We start from the raw sequence: 23,927 nt of genomic DNA, 5'->3' as shown, positions 1-23,927 counted from the left end.
CACCTATTCGGTCGAGGTCGCGCGCTAGCCGACTTCATCAATGGCGATGGGCAGCGTATCTTCGAAGCGCTCGTGTTGCAGACCGTCGAGCATGACTGCTCCGATGTTTTCGCAATCTCGCACCTGCAACCGCAGCGGGATGTTATTGCCCGGACCGAGCTGGTTCATCAGCCATCCGACACAGTGCGCCTCGTCGCCTGGCTGATGCTCATGGCAGGCCATGGCTCTGCCGGTACCGACGAGCGAACCCGGGTGCGCTATCGTTGCAGCAAGCGCAAGGTGCTGGTCCTCGCTATAGCCGTTGGGGGTATCGCGCGGATCGGCCGAGATCTTCCAGGGGCATTTTGCGCATTGCCGGACGCGCTTCAGTCTCCAGCTCAACATTGCCTCCGTGTCTCAGCCTCTGCATATGCGCCGAATTGGCTTGGATTTGAACCCACGGTACAAATTTGATGCCGCAAACGGAATCAACCGGTTAGCATGAGCGGACACCCGAGTACTGCGCCGTCAGGAGAATGATCAGCGTGAGCCCGAAGCATGAAGTCGTGTGGGATGGACGCAGCGTTTGGGTCAACGACTTTACCGGATGCTGCATCGGTCGTTTCACTCGCCGAGGCGTGGATGTCCATAGAACCGGCCCTGAGCAGGTCGCGACGGGAACCCAGTGCCTGGATTGCTTCCACGATGTGGATCCGGCTCATGCCTGGGATCGTTTTGTCGTGTCCATGATGCAGCATCACGGCGTTGAAGTGCCGGCAGCGGCAAAACCAGAATTCGTCCTCCCGGGCTGAGTCCGCCACTGGCGGCGGGAACTGGCTGGCCGTCGCCGCAATAAGAGCCCAAATGATCAATCTGCACGAACGTCTGTCCGAGTTCTCATACGGTTTCGGCGTCACCCGCGAAGTACAATCGCTGCTGGAGGGAATCGGGTTGCGGCCGACCCCCTTCCTGCCCAATTTGCTCCATGAAAAGGAGCTTGGCTTCGATGTCGGCTTTAACGACCGCGGCCGGGTTGTCGTGTTGCAGTTCAAGCTCGGCCACGAACTGCGCCGCTTTCATCGCGCGACGCCATCGCAATCCATTCCGGTGTTGGAGCGCCCATTCTGGCGATTTGTGGTCGACACATCGGGGCACCAGTTTCAGCGCCTAACCGAATTCGAGGCAACTGACGCCGACACCTTTTACGTCGCGCCCCAATTTTCCGACTGGAAGGTGTACGAGAGCGCGTTCCAGGACGGAAAGGTGCTTGAGAAATCGCTGCTGCTGAAGCCGTCGGAGATTTCGCGAGGCGTCCTTGCCCAGGGCGGATCTGCCGGGGCTCATCGGATCGTCTATGATGGCTCGAACCGATACGTCTGCTCCCAACCGACACCCCTTCACGACTCTCGAAAGGACGAGATGGCAGCCGAAATTCGCATGCGGATCGATCAATCGGCAGCGACACTCGAAGAGCAAATCGGCCGCCTTTACGAACGTACGCGGCCGACCGACGGACCTGGCGCGCTCGCCCCTTCAAGACGGGATGAAATATTCGCTCGCTCGAAGGGCCGGACACACGGCATGGCCGCGATCATCGGACTCGAAGCCTGGTCACAGGGCGCGCAATTGTTTTTCGTGACGGAAGCACAGGGCTGACACAACTCACGAGAGATCCTGGGAGGTCATAGACAGCGGCCTCCTGCCGGAGCTCAGGTTCCGCCTCCTACAAGATTCCCCAAGCGCGATAGCTCCCCCTCCCCGTCATTTCGCGAGCCGCAACGAGCCACCCCGATAGCGATGAACACCGATCGAACCTCGCGCAACTAGGCTGCCTCGTCCGCGCGAATCTCGCCACAGGCGGTGCAGCGCAGGTTCGACCACGGCCGTTCAACCGTTTGCACGCCACCGCGATGCTCACCGTATTCAGACCGCCACGCCTCGCTCAAACGACCACCAAGATCGGCGATGCGCCGGGCCGATGTGACGAGTATCCGGCTTGACGATTGCAACGGCGGTGTGAGCAGACAGTCGAGTGCCAGTTCGCTGAGCATTGTGGTCACATAGTTGAGCTCGATCGGCCCGTATGGCTGATAGTGCGCGCCACAAGCGGGCTCTTCCTGATTGGCGTCGCCGCCATCCGGCCAATCCACAACCTTGAACGCCGGCGTACCAGTACGACCGATGTGGCATTGCAGACAGCCGCCCTCGCCTGCGATCGCCACACCATGTCCAGCGCAGGCATGAGCTTCGGTCCAGCCATACAGGATCGGTAGCCGCCGACCTTGGGCGAGATGCCAGCGATTGAGCGCATTTTCGGCCACCCAGCTGCCCGTCGTCGCAACGATCAGATCGGCCGCTTCCAGGAGATCCGGTTCCTTTGCGAGCACATAATGCAGATCGCAGACCCGATGCTCGACCTGGAGATGAGGAAAATCAGCCTGCAGGCGCTCGGCCAGTGCCTCCGACTTATCCCGACCGACCGCCGACGCGCCCAACGGATGCCGGCCGACATTCGGCCAAGAGAGCGTATCAGAGTCGACCAGGATCAAGCGGCCGACACTAGCCTGTGCGAGGGCGACGGCGATTGGCCCGCCGACCGATCCGCAGCCGATCAGCACGACCGTTGCGCCCAGCAGCCTTTCTGTTCGGGGATCGCTGCCGCGGCCATGGACCCACATTGCATCCGCCCGCTGAAGCGAGCTCCGAATGACAGGCCCGGAGCCGAAAAAACGGCTCAGCAAGACCGGCTTGGGTGTGCGGCCAGGCCGGAAGCCTCTCGACAGGGGTTCCCGTGGAGACCGCGGAGACGACTTCAGGTATTTCGGATTGGGTACCTTGACGCCGACCATGCCGGCGCCACCGCGACCCATCGCCCCCAACACAACGACGAGATGATCGGGTTCTCCGACCGCCGCTTGTTCAATGACCGCCCTTGCGCCGCTCCCGAGCTCGGTCGCCAGAGCATGAAGGTGCGCGGCCGTCTCAGGGTAGGCGGATGGAAGAAGTGGCTTGTCCAGCCAAAGAAAGGTAGCCTCCTCGGTGTTGACGCCGACATCCGGGCCGAAACGGCGGCGCGCCCATCGGGCCAATTCCTCAGCCGTCTCACCGACAACTTCCAGTCCCTCGCCTCTCCAGACCTGCACCGAACGCGACGGTGGCACCGGTTCGAGCAAGCTATAGAATTTCTCCCCCTTCGCGTGCGCCTTATAGGCCCAATAGGTCAAGAACTCCTCGCGAAAGTCCCGCTCGACGATGGTGCCTTCCAGCAGCTCCTCAATCAGGCGAATCGAACGGTGCAACAGGTTCGCGGCCACGGCCGAGGGATCATCGGGATCGCATTCCGCCATGTTGGGCAACAGGCAGAGAATTCCATCGCTCTCGACATGTGGCCAGGTCAGGAACGCAGGATGGTCAACGAGCGCCGTGCGGACCGGTACAGTCGGGAAGCCCGCCGTCGCAACGATGTCGATCCGGCGCGTCACGCCGTCCGAGAAGGCGACGCTGACACGCCAAGCAGCGACCCAGCGTCGGGTCGGATAGTTGCTGCTGATCGTCGCCTGATCGAGACGCGTGGGCGCCTGCCCGGTCAGCTCGCGCAATATCGCTTCGAGCCGAAGTGCGGCCTGCCGCCAACGGAGCGAGCGAGGCTGCTCACGCATGGCGGCCGCCACCGGCGCTGCTGACGGCCGCAGCCGCAGCTGTCGTCGCGCCCAACAGCGCCGCCGAGCTGATAATCGCCGGGGCTGCCACGGCCGCGCGCTTCTCCTCCTCGAGCCGTTCGCTGAAGAAGGTGGTCGCGAACACCTTGTCCCAGCATTTCAGGGCGCGCTCGCGCGTGCAGCCGGTTTCGAACAGCGGCTGGAGCGTATCAATCGCCTCAGTCAGTTTGTCGCGAAAGCACCGCGCCCGGGCATCATCGCTGCCGCTGGTGATGTAGTCGCCGGGCGTGACCGGATGCGCGATTTGCAGATCCCAGCTGAGCCGGTCGCGGATCGCCACCATGGTGTCATAGAGCGCCTGATCTTCCCGGTCGTTGACCCGGAACCGCTCGGTCGTGAGCACCGTGATGCCGAAGCCGCTGAGGATGCCGCCGCGCCAGCTATAACGACTGCGGGCGTACTTCTTCAGGTCACGGTTGATCCGGCGGAGCTGGACGCCATCCGCCGACTTGGTCCTTTCATCCTCATACCAATCGGAGACATCGCGTGCGTCGGATCGTTTCCAGCCGCTGCTCGCCGCGAGCTCGTAGTGGACCTCTTCGCCGAACGCGGTCGAGGTCACGACGCGACGGTACACCGGCAGGTCGACATGATAACCTTTCTCGTAAAAGACCCGAACGCAGTTGGAGCGGACCTCGGGCGCACGCTTGAACTTGCCGTCATCGAGCGCATCCCGGACCATCTGGCGGGCCTGCAACGACGTCATCTCGGCGCCGCGTTCGCCGACCAGATCTTCCTTGCGGAAGTAGACGCCGTCATCGATGTCGTAGTCATTGTCCGGGTCGCGGACCATGGTTTTCATGGCGTAGCTACCCTGCTTGACGAACTCGAACGGCGCCGGCTTGCCAGCGTTGGCCAAGCCGTTGCGCAGCCGGGTACGGTTCGCGTCGCGCCGGTCGCGCATCGCATCCTGCTCGGTCTTGGGAAGAGTCACCTCCTGATCGTGATACGCACGGACGTCTTTGGCGCAATCGTACATCACCTATGCTTTCTGGGTTTGTGTCAAAGCGCGATCCCAGATCGCGCCGCTGACCGGCATTGCCGGCAGGTCGAGCATCAGGCGCCGGATCATTCGGCCGTCTTCGCTGTTCAAGTCGTCGCAGGCGCTCTTGGTGAGGTCGGCGTCAGTGTTGGCCTGACCGATCAAGCGATCCATCGCCTCGGGGCGCGTGTCGTCGAGCGCCAGGTACGGCATCATGCTGGCGGGGACCGGCTTGTTGGGGAACCGCACCCGCCGGATCGAGCGCCCGCAATTCGTCATCGCGTTAGCGAGCAGCCGCGCCATGTTGTCGAAGGCAAACTCCTGTGCCGCGATGCTAAGCGGTGCGACGTCGGCGCCAAGCGACCAGTCGAGCATCGAGCGATGGGCAGTCTCGGCGTCGAGATGATCGCCTTCCGGACGCGGACAGGTCCCGAGCGAGAAGATCTCGATCGGCTGCGCCGGCGCAGCGATCGTTAGCGCGTCGACGAGCCCGACCATGATCGGATTGTTCGCCCACAGCCCCCCGTCGGCGAACACCTGCTTCGGACCGCTCGGGGTATTAGGGTCATCGATCGCAGCGAGCGACCGGTAGATCGGCGCCGCGCTGGACGCCAAGCACACATCGACGAGCGGATAGCGATCGTCACGGACGCCACTCTTGGGCGTTTTCTTGAAGACCCAGGCGCGATGCTCGCTCATCAGCACGGCTGGGACGGACAGTGAAATACCCCGCTCCTCGAAAACATCAAGCATGGTGACGTCACCGAGCACTTCCGTCAGCGCTCCGCGAAGCGCTTTGTCGCCCTCGCGGACAAAACGACTGCCTTGCGTGGCGCGGTAGATCGCGCTGCGCTTGCCGGCGATCCGATGAGGGAAAATCTTCGGCCCGTGCTCCCGGTAAAGCCTGACGATCTCCGTCATTGGCCGCCCGACGGCGAGCGCGCAGCCGACGATCGCGCCGGTGCTGGTCCCGGTGATGAGATCAAATCCCCGACCAAGATCGAGCGCCGATTCGCCTCTGATCCGGGCGAACTGATCGGTCAGGCGGCCGAGGAAGGCCGCCGTATAGATGCCGCGCATGCCGCCGCCATCGAGGCTGAGCACGCGGAACGGCCTCCTAAGCTGTTGATCTTCTTCGGACGCTTCCATGCAGGCCATCCCGCTCCTTGACGACGCGGTTGCCTTGCACCCTACGTCCGTCCATATGATTTGGGGACGGCGCGCCATCGCGTCAAGTAACTAGACGTGATGATCAGATGAGAATCGCGTTTTTTGGAGGATTGCGCATGGAGGAGGGAAGCGAGCGGCTGCGCTGGGGGGTCCGCCGACGGCTCGAGTTTATCGACTTCAGACTATTCTGGGACGGCCGTTTCAACCGCAGCGACCTGTCGGTTACGTTCGGCATCTCGGCACAACAGGCGTCGGCGGATATCGGGCAATACGAGAAGATAGCCCCCGACAACCTCCATTACGACCGCGCCGAGAAGGCCTATATCCGTGCCGAAGGTTTCGCGCCGGCGTTCATCGGCGAGACGATCGAGCGCTACCTTCTCCAGCTCGTCGCGATCGAAAATCACTGGATGCGGCCCGGCGACACCTGGTTCGACGCCATTCCGCCGATCGAAATCATCACCTTGGGCCGCAGAGCCACCGATCCGACGGTGTTGCTGCGCGTGCTGGACGCGATCCGCAAACGGCAAGAAATCGACATTGACTACGCGTCGCTGACCGGCTCGGTTCAGCCTTCCCGGACGATCGCACCCCATGCCCTCGCTCATAGCGCCGGCCGCTGGTACGTGCGGTCATGGTCACGCGACCACAATGATTTTCGAGACTACAATCTCAACAGGATTATCGCGGTCCTTGCCCACCGGCCGGCTGCGGTTGACGTCGCACTCGATTTCGAGTGGGTCCATAAGATCAATCTCGTCATTCGGCCGAATCCGGGCTTGTCGCCGGAGCGTCAAGCAGCCGTAGCATCCGAGCACGCCATGACAAACGGCCAGCTCATACGGCCATGCCGTTTGAGCCTCAGCTTCTACCTGATGAGCGAATATAATCTCGACGTCGAGCCGGGCGTGCTGAAACCCGAGAAGCAGCAGATCGTTCTTCACAATCGTGACGAGGTCACGCAGGCGCGCGCGTCCTCGCGTCAAATGTCGATCGAAGCGCTCGCACGCGCTTCACAATCCGTTTGATGACAGTGAGGTACTCGACGACGCGCGCCTCGTGTCCCCAACTCTGGCGCCTGTATCAACCATGGCGATAGCGGCGACCATTTTGTTCGGGAGTCTTGCCCGCGCCGATCAGTCGGAAGGCTCCGACACCGATCTCTTGATGATCGACCTCGACGACGACACCCGTCATGTCTCGGTCGGCCATCTGTCGCTATTCGTCTACCCTTGGCACCAACTGGCGCAGGACGCGCATAGCGGCGATCTCTTCGTGTGCCATCTTGTCCGCGAAGCGAAGGCACTCGTCGATCCTGACGGCTACCTCGAGAAGCTCCGAGATGCATTTCACTTCAGGTCGAGCTACGCGGACGAGATCGGCCACGCCGCCGACTTCGGTTGGTATCTCGTCCTCTATGGGAACGAACTTAACCCGTCGCTCCTGACGAAACGGGCTCTTTGGTGCATTCGAACGGTCCTGATCGCCCGGAGCGCCGAGCGGCGCGATCCCGTCTTTGCTCCGCACCAGCTCGCGGAGGAAACCCGGTCGGTTGCGGCGCGCGAGTTCCTGAGCCACCGGCACGATCCACGCGACGACGCCACGGTTCGTCAGGTTCTTCGCTCATTCCTTGAAGCAGAAGAGCTATCGGACGCCGATCTCCTAAATGCCAATCGCGAGACTTTTTTCCAACGGTTTTCCGCTACCGCCAACAAGGTGGCGTTGCAGACGCTCCATCAGGAAGACCACAGTCGAGCAGGTTATGTTGGTTAGCATGGCAATAATCCGCAAAGCTGGATCAGCCGGCTTTAAGCTACCCGAGATGCCAATCTACGGGATCACAGGATTCCCCAAGCGCGGTAGCTTCCCCTCCCCGTCATCTCCCGCACCCCGAGCTCGGCAATCAGATTGAGGGCGCCCCGCGGCGTCACGTTGGCCGCCTTCGCAACCATGGCGGCCGAAACCATCGGCCGCGACAGGAACAGCTCGATAGCGGCCGGGAGGCTACTGGTCGAGCGGCGGCCGCGGAGCTTGCGCTCCATAAGCTGGCGAGACTGATCGAGCCGGGCGATCTCCTTCATGCCCGCCTCCGCCGCGAGGCACATCGCGTCGAGGAAGGCGAGCAATCGCTTCGTCCGATCGTGAGAGCGCCGCCGCTCGCGAGGCACGGCTTTCAGGCCGACGTTGAGCGCCGGCAGATGCGAAACGACCTTGCCTTGGGCCCGTAGACAGGTGGCGACCAGCTGCCCGCCGAGCCAATGCTGCCGCTGCAACGGCTGAATGATTTCCCAGGCGTCGAAGAGGAGCGCGGCCGACAACACCGGCGGCAGATCAGCGACGTGCTTCCTAACACTTTGCCATTGGGAGAGCCGCTCCTTTTCGTGCCATTCCGCGTCGCGGATAACGAGCCCGCCGACGACGAGCGACGGCTTTTCAGACGCCACCGCCGGCGTGGCGACCCCGTTGAGAACGCGCCGCGAGCGTTCGAGCACCGCATCGATGTGTGCGAGCTCGCGAGAGAGCGGATCATCGTCTTCATCGGGAGGCTCGTCGGCCCCCTCCCCTCCCCTCTCATCAGCAACGCCCGGTGCCTTCGATTGGGTGACGCGCTCAGCCCCTGTCAGCGCCGAGATACCGGCTTCGGACACTGCCCACCCAGGCGCGGCGCCGGCCATGCGACGCCGCGCGCGGAGGATGCCATGGCCGATGACCAGTTCGTGAGTCGGCGATCGGATATCCATATGGGCATCGTGAAAGACCAGGTCCTCGACGTGGAGGAGCTCGCCCGAGTTCCACATGCTGCCGGCTGCATCAAGGAAATGTCCGCGCTCCGCGAACCCCTCCCCGACCGGGCTTCGGCGTACGATTTCATCGAGCCGGGCCAGTTGGTCCTCAGCAAGCGCCACCCTGGGAAGGAGGGTCTGGAACGGCAGATCTCCAATTTCATAAGTCATTGTAAATACGCTGCTTCGATATCAATATGGAAGCTATCACTATTTTGCCTTCCGTCACATAGATATCTAGCAGACACGCTCGTGGTGGGCAGAGTTGCCTGGTCGTCCGGATTGAACAGGGGCACGCCGGTCGTGCCTCAGATCGACGAGAAGCCCCGATTTCATTGGGTTTTCTAGCGGGCCGCCCTCCGGAAATAGCACCTAGAGACGTTTACAAACGATCGGTTATCCGTATCTTCTGCATTTGGAAAATCGCCGCTCGGCGTTCTCTCAGGCGCTCCAAATGGCTCGCGACACCCAAAATCGAGCTTCCCGTCGACCGCAGGGCCGCCTGATCGGCTATGCACGGGTGTCGACCGACGAGCAGACGACAGAAGCGCAGGAGATCGAACTGCGCTCGGCCGGCTGCGATCTCATCGTCCAGGAGCACGGTTCTGGCGCATCGCGTGCTCGGCCAGCCCTGACGAAGCTACTGCGGGAGATCGGCGCCGGCGACACGCTCATTGTCGTTCGGCTCGACCGCCTGGCGCGCTCCGTCAGCCATCTGCTCGACGTGATCGAGGATCTGACGGAGAAGGGCGCCCATTTTCGTTCGCTGCGCGATCCGATCGATACGACGACGCCGCAGGGCATGTTCTCGCTGCAGGTCCTCGGCGCCGTGGCGCAGCTCGAGCGCGCGCTGATCTCCGAGCGGACCAAGGCCGGCATCAAGGCCGCGAAGGCCAAGGGCCGGCTTTCCGGCAATCCTGGCATTCGCGAGCGCCGACCAGAGATGCTGGCGAAGATGACCGCGGCGCAAAAGGCAGCCTATGGCGATCGCGTTCAGGCGACGGCGAGCCAATGGCTGCCGACGGTCAGGCGCATGCGGCCGGATCATAACTGGGACGACGTCGCCCGCGTGCTGAAGCAACGCGGCTTCGACTGGACTCCCGAGCGCCTGCGCCGCGCCGTCAAATGGCTGGTCAGCGAGCACACGGCCGACCGGACCCTCCTGCGGAAATCTCCTCCGCGCCTCCCGGAGGATCGCCTGGTCACGCTGGTGGCCGGCATCCACGTATCGAACCCCACCCTGACGCTCCGCGAGATCGCAACCCAGCTCGAACGGCTGCACGAGCGGACGCCGCGCGGCGGCTCGAAATGGTCGCCCTCCTCCGTGAAGAACCTGATCGACCGCGCCCGTCGTTCCGGCTTGATCGCCGGTGACGGCAACGCTCCCACAGCCGGCGTAGCTCAGGGGTAGGCTGGTCCTCATCACGACCGCGGCTTCTGCAGGCTCTTCAGCAGCGACGCCGAGGCCTGGATGCGGGGTTTCTCGTCCGAAGAGCCGTCCTCGGCCGGCCCCTCTTCCAACCCTGCCGCCTTCTGCACATCGAGACGAGCGCGCAGCAACGCCATGACCATCGGCCAGGTCGAGAATTTGTCCTCTTTCGCCCGGTCGGTCAGGCTGCGCAGATAACCACCGGCGTTGTTGATCTGTCCGGCGCGCTGATACATCGCCGCCAGCGTGATTGCGGCGTGCTGCTCACCCATGACCTCGCGCGCTTCACGCCAGGCGCTCGGGCTGATGCCGAGCGACGGCCGGGCCAGCTCCGCTGCCGCCAGGAAATCGCGCCAGTGTCGGATTTCGCCGCCTTGCGCCAGATCCCGCAAGTTCGGGCAGGCATCGAGGACGATGCCAAGAGGCAGTTCCCGCTTCGGCAGGCTCCGCACGTTGTCGGTTTCCGCAACGATGGCGGCCGCTTCTTCACTTTCCGAAAAGCCGTGTTCAGATTCAGATAGGGGATCTGGATTTGAATTCTGTATGTGGCGCCCAAAATGGGACTCATTGCCATCCGGATTCTGAGCTTTCATAAAGGATTCCAGCACGTCACGGATCTGCGTGCAGAGATCTTGCAGATCGGTGCAGATAGCCTCCACGAGCTGCCTGGGAGCCGTGCGGGGCAACCGGCCGATGATCGCCTGGTAGGTCTGCTGGACCCGGCCCCAATTGCCCGGAACACGCTCCTCGATGCCAGCGTCAATCATCTTGACGATGTCCCGGCGCAGCAGCGTGAGCCGCTCCTTCGCGACACGAAAAGCCTTCTTCTCGGCGTGAACGGCCTCCGCCAGGTCTTTGATCTCGTCGGCGCGTGCGACGATCGGCGCGAGGTCGAACCCGTAGGCCTGCTCGATCTCCCCTCCCCTCCCCTTCCTGGCGAAGCGCTTGCCGTTCGGGCTATCCCGGCGAACGATCAGACCGCAATCGACGAGCACCGCGATGTGCCGCCGCAGCGTCGTCGCCGGCATGCCGTTGGCCCGGGCCATCAATTGCTCGTTCGACGGCCAAACGACGAGCTCGGCGTCGCCCGTGAGCGCGGTTTCCGGATGGAACGTCAGCAGTGCGTTGAGGATCGCAAGCGAGCGATCCGTCGCGCCGAGGAGCTCCCTCGCCACACGGATGTCCTGGAAGACCTGCCACTTGTGCACGACGGCATCGGGCTTCGCGGCCTTTGCCGTCATCTGAGTTGAAATCTGGCCGAGCGTCATCGGCCGCCGCCCAAAGGGCGTCGTTGTGATGTGCGAGAACACGTTCCTTTACCTTTTGTTAGGCAAAAGAATCCGGCTCGCCAAAACGGCACTGCGTTCGACGTGACTCTTGACAGCGATTCGCGGAAGTGTGATTCTCAGGCTGCTTACACGAGAGAAGGGCTTCCGGAATTCGTTTCGGGGGCCTTTTTCTTTTGCGGGTTACACCTGCGTTTTCTCCTGCTGAAGAAACTCTCCATAGAGGGCGTCGAGACGTTCAGCGAGGAATCGCCCGAAACGGGCGGAATCCTTCGACTTGAACGCGACAGAAAATGTCTTCCCGGTGTCGACCAATTCGGCCGCTAAGGCTTTGTCAGCCGGCTGCCATTTAGCTTTCGCCGGTTTATCGGGGCTGGCGCGCCGCGGCTTGTCCGCCTTCTTCAATTCTCCGAAGAGCATCTCAAATCGCACTTCGGAGGTCGCCGCCAAAAAAACCGTAGTTTGGCAGACCTGCGAGAGCGTCGAACGATTTGAAGGCTTCTCGTAAAGCTGCGCAAACTCCAGCCAGCGGTCACGACCAATCGATTTGGCCGGGCCAATGAGCAGGAGTAGATCCTCTTCAATGCGCCCCGACACCGAGAGCATTCTCGTCAGCATTGGAGCGTCGACCGACAGGGCAGTTTGGACTGTCCCACGATCATGGCCGCGCCCGATCAGACGCTGAGCGAAAAGCGCACGCTCAATAAAAGTAAGATTCTCGCGAGCGGAGTTTTCTTGGCCCTGCGCGATAACATGCTCTTCGTCAGAGACATTCCGGACAACCGCTTTGACCTTTCGGCCAAGCTGCCGCGCTGCTCGCAGCCGCCGATGTCCAAACACCGTTTGGTAGCGCCCGCTGTCGTTCGGATGCGGGCGAACGAGAATCGGCGTGTCCTGCCCTCGCTCTCTGATGCCGCTTACGAGCTCTTCGAACGCGACATCGTCTTGCGTCAGGCGATCGGAGACAAAAGAATCTTCGATTCGATCCGGATCGATCTCTTGAACGACCTCACCGTCGATCGACGCCTCGGCCTGCGCGGCCTTTGCCGCGAGCTCGTTGATCGAGGCCAACATATTCTTGCTGGCACCGCGGGAGGCGTAGCCAGGTGCGGCCGCCCTATCCGATTGGCTTGTATCGACTTCCTTGATTGCCCGGAAAATATCACGGCGCGCCATATTGGCACCTCCGAAATGCATTTAAGGTTCTGAGTTTCAATGAGAAAAGCTCGATCTGTACGGCTGACAATTCCGTCATCAGCGTGCCCGTCCCCAGCTTGTTTCGATGAGAGAAATCACTTCGGAATTAACAGCGTCGAGAGATTCCCGGGCTCGGTCATAGGTCGCCGGCGTGAACGCCGAGCGTTCGACCTCGTAGAGGGATTGTTTGGTCAGGCCCGCGTCGGAGATTGCCGTGGATTTGACCATAGGGTTCTTCAGCATCTGTCGGGCAAACATGAGTTGCATGAGCCCCACCATCTCCTGCTGGGGTACGTCCCCGGGCTCAAAGCGCGTGACGAGATAACGAAACCAGTCGAGCGAGACTTTCGCACCGGCGTTCTCGATGCTCTTCAGAATATCGCCGAGCATGAGCAGGAACTGACCCATGGACATGATATCGAGCATTTGCGGGTGCACAGTGATGAGAACCGACGTCGCAGCAGCTAGAGCAGTTAGGGTGAGGTACCCGAGTTGTGGGGGGCAATCGACCACCACGACGTCGTACTGATCATCGACTTCTTCCAGCGCCGCCCCCACACGCGTAAAGAACGTGCGGCCAGCAGTCGGATCCTTTGCCCGCATCGCGATCGGCGTTTCGTACTCGTATTCCTGGAGTTCCAAGTTCGCCGGCACAATGTCGAGGGCAGGGAAGTTCGTTTTCTGAATGACCTCTGTTAGCGGCTTGCGCTCGCTGTCGTAGCGCAAGGATTCATAGAAGGAGAGATTTTGGTCGATCTCCGGCTGAATCCCGAAAAGGGCGGTTAGCGAGGCCTGGGGATCGAGATCGACGGCGAGTACCCGATAGCCCTTGAGAGCGAGGTGCTGAGACAGGTGGACAGCCGTAGTCGTCTTTCCACTGCCGCCCTTGAAGTTCACGACCGCGATGATTTGCAGCTTCTCGCCCGCTTTGCGCCGAGGAGAGCGATCGAGCAACTCGCGCAGCTCGTTGACCTGCTCTCCCGTGTAGTAGCGCCGCCCAGTAGGCGTAACGATAGGTTCAACGCCTTTCCCGGAAAGGTGCAGCTTCTTGAGATAGCTCTGCGAGACACCAATGAAGTCTGCGACCTCGGCCATTGAGAACCGGCGAAGCGACTTCTGGGCGTTTGGCGGAAATTTCTCAATGCGCAGCATTTCTAGCCGCCGAGAGATCTCGTTCGACTGCTGCAAGATCACGTCCGCGAAGGACGGTTCAGATTCTTCTTTTGCCTTTGGAACGCTCATTCGCGCCAATACCTATAGTGTCGATAAATTCGCCATCGCAGCGAAATTATCGACACCTTGGCTACGGATTCGATTCGGCGCAAGGAATTTTGGGTAAACGAAAGCTTAACGCCAAGCCTTTTGACCTAGGAAAGCAGGATTGTTGGGCCCCAAAAGCAGGGCAAATGCCGGGCAGTCGAAATAGAAGGAGCGTGTCACGTGATATCGCGCGGCCTCCTCAGGCGAAGGCGCCGCGCCAAAGCCCAGTCTCAAAACCGTAGAGCAAGCTGAATTGCAGGATGAGCCCCGTCGCATCGTCTTCGGAATCTGACTGACGAACGCAGAGACGCACCAGCAGGGGCGGGGACTGCACTTCCAGCAGGACAATCACCTGCATCTGTCACCTGCCGGCCCACCTTCATAATTCATCGATCACGAACGTGAATCGATATGGCCGAAGCGATTCAACCAATCAATTGGACCCACCGCATGGCGAATGGAAGGATTCAGCCGACGCAGCATCGTGGGTCCGCCATGTCTCTTCTTCACATCCTCCTCGAGCGCATCGACCCATCGCAAAACATGGCGCGCTACTACGTACTCTCGATTGAACCAACGTTGTTCGGCGACAGCGCCCTGGTCCGTGAGTGGGGACGCATCGGCTCGTTGGGCCAGCGGCGCACCGAATTATTCCCTCAGCCGACCGACGCCCATCTCGCGCTCGACGCTTGGCTGAAGCGCAAATGCCGCCGAGGCTATCAGCAGCGATCGTAGCCCAGGCCGAATTTTCAGCAGGGGAGGGGGCTTTCGATACGCGGTCGATAATGACCATGATGAGAAACGTACAGAGGAGAAGGACTGCCCGCTCAGTTCTTCCGCTTAGGCACCTCGTGGTATGGGTCGCGATCCCGTTCGGAAATTGGCACCCGATGACGACCCGGCCATCGCGCCAGGGGATCGCCATTCTGCGAAGCGGAAGGAACGCCGACGGCGTCCAAGCGCAATGGTGGAGCGGCAATATCTGCGCGCGATGCTGTGCGATCGAATGCGTCGTGGAGCAAACTGTCCACCAACTTGCCCTTACCTCATTCTCGTGGTCATCTCGCTGCAGAGAGCCGCCGAAGAGCGGCGTGTTGGGTGGAGAGCGTCGATGCTGTTGAGCCATCGTTTCACGGGCGTGTGGATCCGGACCGGCATTGTTGCTTTGCTATTCGGAGTGGTGGTGCTCCCGTTGGCGTTCGCGCGCTGACGCTTTCGAGGAAACAGCAGCGGGTTGTCGGCAGCGGCGTGAGATTCCCCGATGCGCGGATCGGTGGCTCGGCAAGGTCGCTTCCCACCTGAAAATGACGAGGAGTGCTTTCCCCGCAGCGCTGCATTCGCTATGCCGTAGGCTCTCAGCAACGGCGAGAATGACTGTGTACCAGGTGAAGGCCTTCACGCGGACTTCCAAGGAAAACAAGCGCGCGGCCTCGGCCGCGGAAGCGCTTCGCCTCTTTCGGGAGATGCAGACCGGCTCCGGCGTGACCTCCTGCGCCGTCTTTCAGAAGGGTGTGCTCGTCAGCCAGTCCGAGCTTGAGCGAGCTGCCAATCGCGAGCAGAACCTCCGCGCCTGACACGCTGGGTCAATATGGCCATGCTATGCGTAAGGCGCATAACGAATCTCTTTAATGCTGCATTGCAAAATGACCAGCGCAGGACGATATCAGTGACACGGTTGTTCTGAACGGGCTCCGCCACCTCCTCCCGGCGTCGACCCCGTTTCAGCCGTTCCCCTCTGAGATATTCGGCGTGTCGCCGGGTGTTTCAAACTTTCAAGGCCGGCTCCCGAATGGGACGCCGGCCTTTTTTTCGCATCCGAGCTTCCCAATCGCAACGATGGCGAGGGATCTCTGACGACGAAGGGGGGCAAGCAGTCACTCAAGAAAAAGGGCCTCATCGGCCCTTTGGAGTTCGCCTGGAGACCAGGCTCAGGGGAGGCACGGAAGGGTCTCTCATTCCGTTTAGTCAAATTACCCGAAGAAATTGGCAGCGCAAGGGAAATGCACTCCGCAGTTGCAATGATGAAGTGCCGCGCGAGGTCGTTTCCGCCACCAGGCTCGGTCACACGGCCCACTACCCAGCAGATGTTGGCGATTAAGCCCTATGAATAAGAGGGCTGGAGTGTCCAAGAATCGTGCAGGCATGATATTTTCATTCTCAGAGGTCCGCGCTCCCTGTCTGTTCAGTTTTGAGACATCCTATGATCCCGAAGCCGAAAAAAGGACCATCAACTCCGCCGGTTCGAGCCAAGAACTGGCAGCGTCCTGGGCAGGGGATCGTGCGGGTCGGCGCGGTGCACGGGCTGCCAGGGGGCAGCTCTGCGCAACAGTCTGTACCCCAATCACTAAATTGCTGGACATCGCGAGCCTTTGGAGTCATGCGCGCTGTGCTGCTGTCCATGAGCAAGGCTCTTCGAGCATGCTGGTTGAGGAAAACGTCCGAATATCAAACCTTGATCGACGCCCGTACCTATAGCCGCGAATGGAATCGGTTATGAGGAAAGGGTCGCCTTCAGGGGCACGGATCTACAAGAAGCGCGAGCGCAGCGACGATCCGTGGCTGTCTTCGGTTTTGGCACTTCGCCTGAGACAGATCGAGCGCACATATCCCAGCCACGAGGAATTCGTGAAGGCCTCGCGGCTTTCCCGCAGCACCCTGCTCCTGTTGCGCTATGGCCGCGGCAACCCCTCCCTGAAAACCTTGACCACGCTGGCAGATAGCTTCGGTGTTTCGGTTTGGAGCCTGCTTGGAATCCGCGAGGAGAGTGTGAAGGGCGACGTCGAGTCCTTCGGGCTCCCATATGACGGCATTTTCGAGCAGCTGAACAAGGAAATCGGGGCGGAAGCACCGGTCCCGCAGCCGTCCCGGAAGCAAGAAACTGTCGCCAAGAAGCGCCGCTGACACGCATTAGTTGCGTGAACAGCCCCCTTACATCTCGACTCGGTTCGTTTCCCCGGGTTAATTTATTGAGCCTGATCAAAAGTCGAGGCTCTATGACGATGCCTGGGAGAAAGCCTGCCGATACGACCGATAGGTGGCTAAATAGTGTGCTTGCATTGCGGCTTCGGCAGATTGAGCGCTCTTTTCCCAGCTATGCGGCCTTTGCCGAGAAGTCCGGGATTTCGCGTCGGACGTTAGCGCTGCTGCGCAATGGAAAGGGGAATCCAAGCTTCGCGACACTGCTCACCCTGGCGGCTTCGTATGAGGTTTCTGTTTGGAGCCTCCTTGGCATTCGCGACGAAACCGTCAGCAGCGGGGCGCAGTCATACGGCCTCTCGGCCGACGAGATCGATCAGCTCTTGTCCCACGAATATTCGGACGAGCGCTTCGACGACGATCAAGCCCCCCAGCAGTCGCAGCGTTCTGTTTCGAAGGCTGAACCGCCTGACGAATAGATCAGCCCCGGGTGAGAGCGCTGCCCGACCGGTGCTCCGCCATCCGCGATCCGACGACGATGTCGGTATCCATGGGTTGCGGGACGATGCCCGCCAGCCCCGCATTGCCCGCGGGCGCAGCAGATCCTGCAACCAGGCTGGGACTCGTGCCGGGGTTGGGAAAGTCGCCGGGACTGACACAGGCCGCGCTCTGGCTCCCGCTGCATGCCTTCGCCATCAGGCTCGGCGTATTGAGCAATTTCTGATGAGCGGCGCCGACGCCACGCGCCCAGCCCGCCTGCTCACCCGGGCGGGGTGAGCCGTTGTAGTTCGCCGACAGGCAGGCATAGTCCATGCCGCATCTGTCGTAGGCGGTTTTCAGGACCTTCATACCGCCATTGACGTTTTGCTCGTTGATGTCGCGATCGTAGCCGTAGGACCGGCCGGTTCGCTTGGTGAGCTGCATCGGCCCTCTGACGCCGGTATCCGAGCCAGCGCAGGAATTGAACCCGACCGCTTCATGATAGCTGACGGCGAGAGCGAGTTCGGGCGGAACACCCATATTCTGCGCGGATGCGTAGACCATCGAGACGTTGTTCTTCTGCCGATCCATCGCCGTCGCCATGTCGCCACCAGATTGCGAGGTAAATCCGTTCGGACAGAGGGATGCCAGCGACGTATTGTTCTTGAGCATCTCGTCGCCCTGAGGGCAGGTGCTCGCGAATGACACGGTCGCGAGCATTGTCAGTGCGGCGGTCACGAGCGGCCGATGCATCTCACTCTCCGCAGAATTGGAATTGCTTGCCGGACATCGTGAAGGATGTCTGCGATTGTACCGTCACCATCGCCTCGACAACCGTCCGATCCGGGTCGGTGTCGATCTCTTTGGGATCGGGTCGATTGGGACCCTGGGCCTCGATGCAGGTGTTGCGAACGCGCGATCCGCCGAGCGGGTCGGTCCGGCACATTTGATAGTGGCCCGAGAAATTGCGTCCATCGAAGGTCATGGTGCCGGCACCACCGAGAGCACTACAGGCGGCCGGCCGCTGGACATAGGAGCCCGGGCGCAAGTCGCGGATGTCGAGGGCGTATGAGGCAGCGCCCAGGCCGATGCTGAGTGCGAATGCGATGCTCGTCGTCATGGCGAACCTCCGAGGACCTGAGGCCACGGCCCGGCCGCGGAGCGGCGCTGCAGTCAAGGCCGCGCGCAGCGCGCCCGCAGGGTTGCCTTGACCGCAAGGCGACGAGCCGCGGCACAGTGGACACTCAGGTTTGGTTCGGCTCGACGACGATCGCATGATGAACCTCCTCAGGATCGGGGAATGGGCACGCGGAACTGGCACTCGTCCGCGGCTTGGCCCTGGAAGACGATGCCGGCGCGGATCGCCCGGCTCTCGATGTCGTAGGCGGCGAGCGCCGCGTTGCGCACCATGTCGGGTGCGGTGCCGCCCTGGCTGGCCGCATATTCGATGAAGCAGCCTCGGCCGGCATCGGCAACGCGCGACTGCCCGTTCTCGTAGATCGCGAGCCGCATCGGGCAGCTCTTCAGGGTCGCGTGGCTTACGTCCCGGCGCAGGGTCGTGCACGCTGTAACCGTATGCAGCACCGACAGGACGACCACCCGTTCCGGGCTCCGGATCACGACGTGGCTCTCGGCAGCCGGAGCGTTCGCCACCAGGAAGCGCTTGTCGCCTCTGGCCTTGTAGGCGTCATTGTTGCGCCTGAGCTCGTCGGCCCAGAGCGAGGCATAGGGGAGGGCGGCTTCCCCCGGAAGCTGGAGATCGGCATAGACAACCGGCCGCCATTTGCCAGGCTCGGCCGTCGGCGACTGTGCCAGGCCCGGAGGCGACGAGAAAAGAGCGGCGCCGAGCGCCATCGTCGATCGCGCGAGCATGGCCTCCCTCACAATTCGCTATTGCTTAATATATTGAGCCAGCGATTGTCGAGCCGGAATGAAGGGCGGGCCGATAAGGGAAGGGCGCTGGTCTGTCCGAGACCCGATCGAGCCCAATACGATTTTGGCCGAAGGGAACGCCCGGATGGGTGAACAGATCAGTAGCGATCCTGCCAGGGTAACCAGCCGGAGCTCCTGGGCGGGGAGGGCTCGTTCTCGACCCATGGCACCGGCTTGTAGCCCGGCCGGGGATCCTGAACCCGCCAGGCGTTTTGCCAGTAGTAGAAATTGAGCGGAACGCGCGCCAGGACCGCGCCATCAGCGCCGAACAGATCGGAGGCACAGACGACGACGGGGCCGCGATAGGTCCGAACGCGGCCGGTCACGCCGTCCAGGGCCCCCGGCCGACAGGCGAACAGACGAACGCGATGGGCAACGGTGTCGGGGAGGGCAGCGGGTATGGCGATGGTCTTGATGCCCTCTTTCGTGACGAGCGTTCGGATCGGCACCGTTCCCCAGCGCGAGAGCCGCAGCGCTGTATTGGCCTGGTTCCGCGTCGGATAGCCGGTGCGCGCGGTCATGACAGGTGGGAACCGCTCGTAGCCGGAGCCGTATTCCTGTCTGCCGCGGTCGACCTGTTCGGGCGCGAGGTAGGCGCTGGTGGCCGGCGACGAGATCTGCGCATCGTGCGCTGGCTGCGAGGCACAGCCCGCCAGCGTGACGGCTGCAACCGCGATCCCAATTGGCAAAACGTACCGGCACATGATGATCAAATCCGTCACGGTTTATTCGGAGGGCTGGCTTGCTGCCGGAATGTCCACGGCATCTGAAACGAGCTCGCCCAGATGCCGCGATAGGCAGCGCGCGCATCCTTCTCGAGCTGGGCGTAGGTCGGAATCAGCCGGTCCTCGGGGGAGGGGAGGGTGATCGCGTGGCCGAGCTTCAGCATCTCGGCGGCCAGATCCGGAATCTCGCCGGTCGCACACCGCCCGAGCTTCAGGGTCTCGGTCTGCCGGATGGGCGTGCAGGCCACCCAGCGATTGAGGGTGACGTTGACGAGCCAGGCGGTTGCGACGACCCCGCAGGGCCAGGTCTGCTTGCCGAAAGTGGCGGTTTGGTTGGCATCGCAGGCGTCGACGCCATAGAGGCGATAGAGCTGCTTCGTTTCAACGTCGCGAAAGGTCGTGCTCGTCACGACTTCGACGCGCATCGGAACCGTCGCGGTTGTCGACTGCGGCGCGTAGAGATCTGGCAACTGCGGAGCCGCGGGCGCGCTCGTCGGCGCTACTGGTGTTTGCGCGACGGAAGCTCCCGCCGCGAGGAGTAGGGGGGCAAGCAACCGGTCAGAACGCGAAGCCATCGCCTCATCCAAACTGATCTCCGTTCCGCGCGTTGGCCACTCTTGCCAGTCGCGGGTCGCGCTGATGCCGAACGGGCCAACGCTGCCGGCAGGGCAGGGGCGCAGCGCCGCTGATGACAAGGGGCAGAATGCCAATTCCCACGCCCCTGATGGGCCGAGAACATTGCTTAAAGCATCCGGCCGCGTTAGATCAATATATTAAGCGAGACGGGAAACAGGCCTGCCGGGCAGGAGTGAGACGGAACAGAGGGGACGAGACGAAAGCGTCCCACAATTCCGTCAAACCGCGAGTGGTATCAGATGGATAAGCGTTGGCACCCGCACACCTACAATGAGATGAACCAGCAGGTATTCCGGTCCGGTGGCGCTCCGAGCTTCGACGGAATTCTCGGATCTCTGCTGCTGCTCTTTCTGTTCGCCAGCGGCATCGGCATCGCCGCCGACACCATCGAGCGCTGGATACCTGGCCTTGGATATGTGTTCGCCTTCTCCGTATTGGGACTCATCGCCTTGGCGCTCCTGCGCCGAGGCGTTCGCCTCGTGAAGACATTGATCATGGGATTCATGGTTCGAAATTAGGCGACGAAGGCAGCAAGCTCGCGACCGCTTCGCGCGTTACCAACGCGCCGCGCGGCAACCCGCCTTCTCGGCGTCCGCCGGCGTGCAGAACCATCGCTTTCGATCCGACCCATTCATGTGCACGGCATCGTAAAAGCGCTGACCTGGTTGGTGGTAGATGCAGGAGCCATCCGCCTTGAAGTTTCCCTTGATCGCACACGCGCCAGCTGGGCCTCCGGCCTCCGAGACCGAGTTGAGCAGGATCTTCTGTGCACCGGCCGGAACACTGACGGCAACATGGATCACGGTGCTGGTGCTGCGGGAGCGCCAGTCCCACGGGGCGACGAAGGCGCCACTCCAAAGCCCATGTCGGGCGGAGCGAGCCGCTTTCTCGTCTTCGACATAAGCGGAGGAATAGCGGATGAAGGCGAGCGCCCACCCTTGTGCAACCATCCAGCGTCCAACGTCCTGTCCTTCGATCTGGCATCGCGCGACGTGCCGGCCATACTGGTCGACGTCGACGCTCGTACAGGACCATGACCGCCCGGCGCCAAATGACGACAGCGCGTTGCGGGCGTCGACACCACAGGTGGAGCGGCGGGTCGCCGCATCGAGGCAAAGCTGCTCCATCTCCGGCGCGTCGATCCCAAAAATCCGGATGCGCTGGTGGGCGATTTCGACGGTGTCGCCGTCGAGGATCTTTGGAACGCCGCAGATCTCGGCAGCCGCTGCGATCGAGGTCAGGAGGAGACTGACGATCACCGCGATCGCGGGCTTGGTGAAGGTCATCGGTTGGCCTCGGACATCGGTTTGTGAAGCGCTTCACGCGAGATCGCGAAGCATCGGGGAGGGAGGAAAGCTGTGCTGACGCGATTCTCAATCGATCCACGATTGGGGATCATCATGGCGACAATCCTGATCCTCGCCTTCGGTGGTTTCCGGCTGATCATGAACTGGGACGAGGCGACGCTGTGGCGGGATCCCGGCCTGTTCGCCGCGCTGTTCATCGGCGGGCTCTCCGGCCTGGCACTTGCGATCGGCTTCCTCATGCACCGACGTGTGGAAACGCTCACAGAGGACCGCGGGAACCGGCCGCCCATCATCGAACTGGAGCCGGAGCGGGGAGGGGAGCGCCCGGAGCAGCGGCGGCGCCGGCGCGAATCTGCCTGAGGATGATGGCGTTCGGGTCCGGCATATCGGGAAATCGCCAGAGGCCGAGACGCTCCTTCCGGGCGACGGCCTGGGCAACCAGATAGGGCTCGTGGACCGCAGCACCCTCCGGGTTGACGGCGGCGAAGGCCCATCCGCTGGAAACGAGGGCCGTGCCGAGATCGATCCGCGAGCCGGCGCCCGCGCCCTGGCCGGGTTGAGCGACACAAACCACGAAGCGCGTCTTCGAGACAGCCTGCCACCCCGCTGAATAGCAGAGCGGATTGAGGTCGCGGACGAGCGAGACGAGCATGGTCAGACTCGCCTCGCCGCAATCGATCCGGGCGCCGCTGCCATTGGTGAAGTGGGTCCCGCGCAGGCAGGCCTGAACGCCGTAGAGCCGATGCGTTTCGCCGGCATAGGTCCAGGTGTCGCCGGTCGTGAAGACGGCGCCTTTCGGGATGGCGAACCAGGGGTTTGGCTTTGCTGGATCTTGCGCATGGGCGCCGCCGGCGAGGAAGACGGCGATCATAAGAGCGAAGCTGCGACTCACGGCGCAATAGACTTGCCGAGCGGGACGCGCGTCGTCCCGTCTTGGCCCAGGATGTCAATGGATTCGCCCGCCTTGTCGGGCAGTGCCGACATGTTGGCCTCTGGGCATTGCGGCCAGGGGCGGCGGCTCGCAACAAGGGCGAAGGCCTTCTGGACCGGCGGAACGCAGTACGGCACCGACGCCCATCCTTGGGGGTTCAGCATGCAGAGAAGCACGGTACAGCCGAAGGTATCGGCCCGGGCGGGCGCCGGCGAAATCGCCGTGAGCGTCGGCAGAATTGCCAGCGGTGCGAACAGATGCCGGGGTCTCATATGACCGCTCCGTGATTTTTGGTTGCCTGCGCCTCGCTCAATATATTAAGCGTACAGCATGATGCGGAGCAAATCGACATGAGCGCCCGACGCAGAACGGCGCTGGCAGGGATCGCGCTTCTCGCTGCGGCAAGCACCTCTTCGGCGCAGCAATCGGACGCAAACAGTCCTATCCCGGCCAAGCGTCAGGAGCGTCTTCCGGCGCCGGTCGAGCGCCCGGCGGTCAGATCTGCCTCCGTCGACGCGGATGGGCGGATCGTGCCGGACGCCACCGACTCGGCCGAGCCCGTGCAGCGGATCGGGGAGGGCGCCCGCGCTGATCCTGATGCCGCGAAGGCCACATCGCCCTGCGCAGAGGGTGCCCCGCTCAACCGCGAGGAGGCAAGGCGTCTGGTCGAGACGACGGCGCGCGAAGAGCAATTCATGCCTGAGTTCGTGCTGTCGGTCGCGCAAGCCGAGAGCCGTTACAACTCGACGAGCTTCTCGGGGAAGGGCGCCTATGGGCTGATGCAGCTCATGCCGGCGACCGCCCAGGCCTACGGCGTCGACATCTGCGATCCGAAAGACAATGTGCGCGGCGGCATCGCCTTCCTGCGTGAGCTGACGGCGAAATATCGCAATCCGGTCTATGTGCTCGCCGCTTACAACGCCGGCGAACCGGCCGTCCTCGAGGCGGGCGGCGTGCCGCCGACACCTGAGACCGTCGGCTTCGTCGCGGCAGTGTTGAACGAGTTCTACCAGTGGCCCGCCCTTGGCAGCCGGACCGACGCCTTCGCGCCTGCGCCCAGGCGCGGACCCAATGAATCCACCGGTGAACCCACCGGAAGCGTGCCGAGAACGACCGCGCCGGCCCGAGCGGGCGCGCGCCGCCAGGCCGAGGGTTGGCAGGGCGGCTTCGTCCAGAATTTCGATTGAAGGAGAGC

29 protein-coding genes are annotated in these 23,927 nt (G+C 62.3%); 12 read left to right on the top strand and 17 right to left on the bottom strand.

Annotated features, from left to right (window positions below):
* Positions 1-24: 24 nt before the first annotated feature.
* Positions 25-381: a DUF6283 family protein gene (locus BMZ69_RS16270; RefSeq protein ID WP_139219073.1), complete on the bottom strand. Its 357-nt coding sequence runs from the start codon at positions 379-381 to the stop codon at positions 25-27.
* Positions 382-524: 143 nt separating this feature from the next.
* On the opposite strand from BMZ69_RS16270, the gene BMZ69_RS31185 reads away from it, so the two are divergent.
* Together BMZ69_RS31185 and BMZ69_RS16265 are read left to right on the top strand one after the other, a co-directional pair.
* Positions 525-791, top strand: coding sequence for a hypothetical protein (locus BMZ69_RS31185; RefSeq protein ID WP_175506830.1), 267 nt, complete (start codon positions 525-527; stop codon positions 789-791).
* A gap of 52 nt (positions 792-843) precedes the next feature.
* A complete protein-coding gene (locus BMZ69_RS16265; protein ID WP_092158417.1) occupies positions 844-1,635 on the top strand; it encodes a hypothetical protein in 792 nt (263 codons plus the stop codon).
* A gap of 167 nt (positions 1,636-1,802) precedes the next feature.
* Here BMZ69_RS16265 and BMZ69_RS16255 read toward each other — a convergent pair whose 3' ends face one another.
* From BMZ69_RS16255 to BMZ69_RS16245, 3 genes are read right to left on the bottom strand one after another with little or no spacing between them, the layout of a single operon-like run.
* The gene (locus BMZ69_RS16255) at positions 1,803-3,638 is read right to left on the bottom strand and encodes a ThiF family adenylyltransferase (protein WP_092158542.1); all 1,836 of its coding nucleotides are present in this window, start codon (positions 3,636-3,638) and stop codon (positions 1,803-1,805) included.
* Positions 3,631-4,677: a cyclic GMP-AMP synthase DncV-like nucleotidyltransferase gene (locus BMZ69_RS16250; protein WP_092158413.1), complete on the bottom strand. Its 1,047-nt coding sequence runs from the start codon at positions 4,675-4,677 to the stop codon at positions 3,631-3,633. The genes BMZ69_RS16255 and BMZ69_RS16250 overlap by 8 nt, the downstream gene beginning before the upstream one ends.
* Positions 4,678-4,680: 3 nt before the next feature.
* On the bottom strand, positions 4,681-5,829 hold the full coding sequence (locus BMZ69_RS16245) for a patatin-like phospholipase family protein (RefSeq protein ID WP_092158540.1): 1,149 nt from the start codon (positions 5,827-5,829) through the stop codon (positions 4,681-4,683).
* A gap of 137 nt (positions 5,830-5,966) precedes the next feature.
* On the opposite strand from BMZ69_RS16245, the gene BMZ69_RS16240 reads away from it, so the two are divergent.
* Positions 5,967-6,878, top strand: a complete 912-nt coding sequence (locus tag BMZ69_RS16240; protein ID WP_092158405.1) for a helix-turn-helix transcriptional regulator — start codon at positions 5,967-5,969, stop codon at positions 6,876-6,878.
* Positions 6,879-6,939: 61 nt separating this feature from the next.
* Entirely contained in the window at positions 6,940-7,623 is a 684-nt protein-coding gene (locus BMZ69_RS16235; protein WP_092158403.1) for a hypothetical protein, read from the top strand.
* Between the two features lie 65 nt (positions 7,624-7,688).
* Here the strand turns inward: BMZ69_RS16235 and BMZ69_RS16230 are convergent, their stop codons facing one another.
* On the bottom strand, positions 7,689-8,804 hold the full coding sequence (locus tag BMZ69_RS16230; RefSeq protein ID WP_092158401.1) for an RHE_PE00001 family protein: 1,116 nt from the start codon (positions 8,802-8,804) through the stop codon (positions 7,689-7,691).
* Between the two features lie 283 nt (positions 8,805-9,087).
* Between BMZ69_RS16230 and BMZ69_RS16225 the strand changes: the two genes are divergently transcribed.
* On the top strand, positions 9,088-10,044 hold the full coding sequence (locus BMZ69_RS16225) for a recombinase family protein (RefSeq protein WP_092158389.1): 957 nt from the start codon (positions 9,088-9,090) through the stop codon (positions 10,042-10,044).
* An 11-nt stretch (positions 10,045-10,055) separates the two neighbouring features.
* Here the strand turns inward: BMZ69_RS16225 and repC are convergent, their stop codons facing one another.
* The 4 genes from repC to BMZ69_RS31615 all read right to left on the bottom strand — a co-directional run bounded on the left by repC (position 10,056) and on the right by BMZ69_RS31615 (position 14,163).
* Positions 10,056-11,372 (bottom strand): plasmid replication protein RepC, encoded by a 1,317-nt coding sequence (repC, locus tag BMZ69_RS16220; protein ID WP_092158387.1) that lies wholly within the window; start codon positions 11,370-11,372, stop codon positions 10,056-10,058.
* 159 nt (positions 11,373-11,531) lie between these two features.
* Positions 11,532-12,524: a plasmid partitioning protein RepB gene (gene repB / locus BMZ69_RS16215; protein WP_092158385.1), complete on the bottom strand. Its 993-nt coding sequence runs from the start codon at positions 12,522-12,524 to the stop codon at positions 11,532-11,534.
* Between the two features lie 78 nt (positions 12,525-12,602).
* Positions 12,603-13,787 carry a plasmid partitioning protein RepA gene (repA, locus tag BMZ69_RS16210; protein WP_092158383.1) on the bottom strand — a complete coding sequence of 395 codons (1,185 nt, stop codon included), beginning with the start codon at positions 13,785-13,787 and terminating at the stop codon, positions 12,603-12,605.
* A 217-nt stretch (positions 13,788-14,004) separates the two neighbouring features.
* Positions 14,005-14,163 carry a hypothetical protein gene (locus BMZ69_RS31615; RefSeq protein ID WP_175506829.1) on the bottom strand — a complete coding sequence of 53 codons (159 nt, stop codon included), beginning with the start codon at positions 14,161-14,163 and terminating at the stop codon, positions 14,005-14,007.
* A gap of 53 nt (positions 14,164-14,216) precedes the next feature.
* Here BMZ69_RS31615 and BMZ69_RS16205 point away from each other — a divergent pair, with 53 nt between their 5' ends.
* The 4 genes from BMZ69_RS16205 to BMZ69_RS16190 all read left to right on the top strand — a co-directional run bounded on the left by BMZ69_RS16205 (position 14,217) and on the right by BMZ69_RS16190 (position 17,200).
* Positions 14,217-14,540 (top strand): WGR domain-containing protein, encoded by a 324-nt coding sequence (locus BMZ69_RS16205; RefSeq protein ID WP_348272477.1) that lies wholly within the window; start codon positions 14,217-14,219, stop codon positions 14,538-14,540.
* A gap of 635 nt (positions 14,541-15,175) precedes the next feature.
* A complete protein-coding gene (locus tag BMZ69_RS16200) occupies positions 15,176-15,379 on the top strand; it encodes a hypothetical protein (RefSeq protein WP_139219071.1) in 204 nt (67 codons plus the stop codon).
* A gap of 919 nt (positions 15,380-16,298) precedes the next feature.
* Positions 16,299-16,706, top strand: a complete 408-nt coding sequence (locus BMZ69_RS16195) for a hypothetical protein (RefSeq protein WP_092158377.1) — start codon at positions 16,299-16,301, stop codon at positions 16,704-16,706.
* Positions 16,707-16,771: 65 nt separating this feature from the next.
* Complete coding sequence (locus BMZ69_RS16190; protein WP_139219070.1) at positions 16,772-17,200, top strand: helix-turn-helix transcriptional regulator; 429 nt, start codon at positions 16,772-16,774, stop codon at positions 17,198-17,200.
* Between the two features lies 1 nt (position 17,201).
* On the opposite strand, the gene BMZ69_RS16185 is transcribed toward BMZ69_RS16190, so the two are convergent.
* From BMZ69_RS16185 to BMZ69_RS16165, 5 genes are all read right to left on the bottom strand, one after another.
* Positions 17,202-17,954, bottom strand: coding sequence for a lytic transglycosylase domain-containing protein (locus BMZ69_RS16185; protein ID WP_092158373.1), 753 nt, complete (start codon positions 17,952-17,954; stop codon positions 17,202-17,204).
* A 1-nt stretch (position 17,955) separates the two neighbouring features.
* Complete coding sequence (locus tag BMZ69_RS16180) at positions 17,956-18,321, bottom strand: hypothetical protein (protein WP_092158371.1); 366 nt, start codon at positions 18,319-18,321, stop codon at positions 17,956-17,958.
* 167 nt (positions 18,322-18,488) lie between these two features.
* On the bottom strand, positions 18,489-19,073 hold the full coding sequence (locus BMZ69_RS16175) for a hypothetical protein (protein ID WP_092158369.1): 585 nt from the start codon (positions 19,071-19,073) through the stop codon (positions 18,489-18,491).
* A gap of 158 nt (positions 19,074-19,231) precedes the next feature.
* Complete coding sequence (locus BMZ69_RS16170) at positions 19,232-19,855, bottom strand: hypothetical protein (RefSeq protein WP_244543400.1); 624 nt, start codon at positions 19,853-19,855, stop codon at positions 19,232-19,234.
* Complete coding sequence (locus tag BMZ69_RS16165; protein WP_139219069.1) at positions 19,852-20,283, bottom strand: thermonuclease family protein; 432 nt, start codon at positions 20,281-20,283, stop codon at positions 19,852-19,854. Before BMZ69_RS16165 ends, BMZ69_RS16170 begins: the two co-directional genes overlap by 4 nt.
* A gap of 450 nt (positions 20,284-20,733) precedes the next feature.
* Between BMZ69_RS16165 and BMZ69_RS16160 the strand changes: the two genes are divergently transcribed.
* Positions 20,734-21,012 carry a hypothetical protein gene (locus BMZ69_RS16160; protein WP_139219068.1) on the top strand — a complete coding sequence of 93 codons (279 nt, stop codon included), beginning with the start codon at positions 20,734-20,736 and terminating at the stop codon, positions 21,010-21,012.
* A gap of 36 nt (positions 21,013-21,048) precedes the next feature.
* Here the strand turns inward: BMZ69_RS16160 and BMZ69_RS16155 are convergent, their stop codons facing one another.
* Entirely contained in the window at positions 21,049-21,780 is a 732-nt protein-coding gene (locus BMZ69_RS16155; protein WP_092158363.1) for a thermonuclease family protein, read from the bottom strand.
* A 114-nt stretch (positions 21,781-21,894) separates the two neighbouring features.
* Between BMZ69_RS16155 and BMZ69_RS31180 the strand changes: the two genes are divergently transcribed.
* Entirely contained in the window at positions 21,895-22,161 is a 267-nt protein-coding gene (locus BMZ69_RS31180) for a hypothetical protein (protein WP_139219067.1), read from the top strand.
* Here BMZ69_RS31180 and BMZ69_RS16150 read toward each other — a convergent pair.
* Positions 22,091-22,672 (bottom strand): thermonuclease family protein, encoded by a 582-nt coding sequence (locus tag BMZ69_RS16150; protein ID WP_092158361.1) that lies wholly within the window; start codon positions 22,670-22,672, stop codon positions 22,091-22,093. The genes BMZ69_RS31180 and BMZ69_RS16150 overlap by 71 nt on opposite strands.
* 17 nt (positions 22,673-22,689) lie before the next feature.
* Positions 22,690-23,004 carry a hypothetical protein gene (locus tag BMZ69_RS16145; protein WP_092158359.1) on the bottom strand — a complete coding sequence of 105 codons (315 nt, stop codon included), beginning with the start codon at positions 23,002-23,004 and terminating at the stop codon, positions 22,690-22,692.
* Positions 23,005-23,022: 18 nt separating this feature from the next.
* Here BMZ69_RS16145 and BMZ69_RS16140 point away from each other — a divergent pair, with 18 nt between their 5' ends.
* A complete protein-coding gene (locus tag BMZ69_RS16140; protein ID WP_244543399.1) occupies positions 23,023-23,919 on the top strand; it encodes a lytic transglycosylase domain-containing protein in 897 nt (298 codons plus the stop codon).
* Positions 23,920-23,927: the final 8 nt, after the last annotated feature.

The organism is Allobosea sp. CRIB-10 (assembly GCF_900112185.1).
Taxonomy (GTDB): Bacteria; Pseudomonadota; Alphaproteobacteria; order Rhizobiales; family Beijerinckiaceae; genus Allobosea.
The sequence above is the reverse complement of the archived record's forward strand: the minus strand, read 5'-3'. Positions and strand labels throughout refer to the sequence as shown.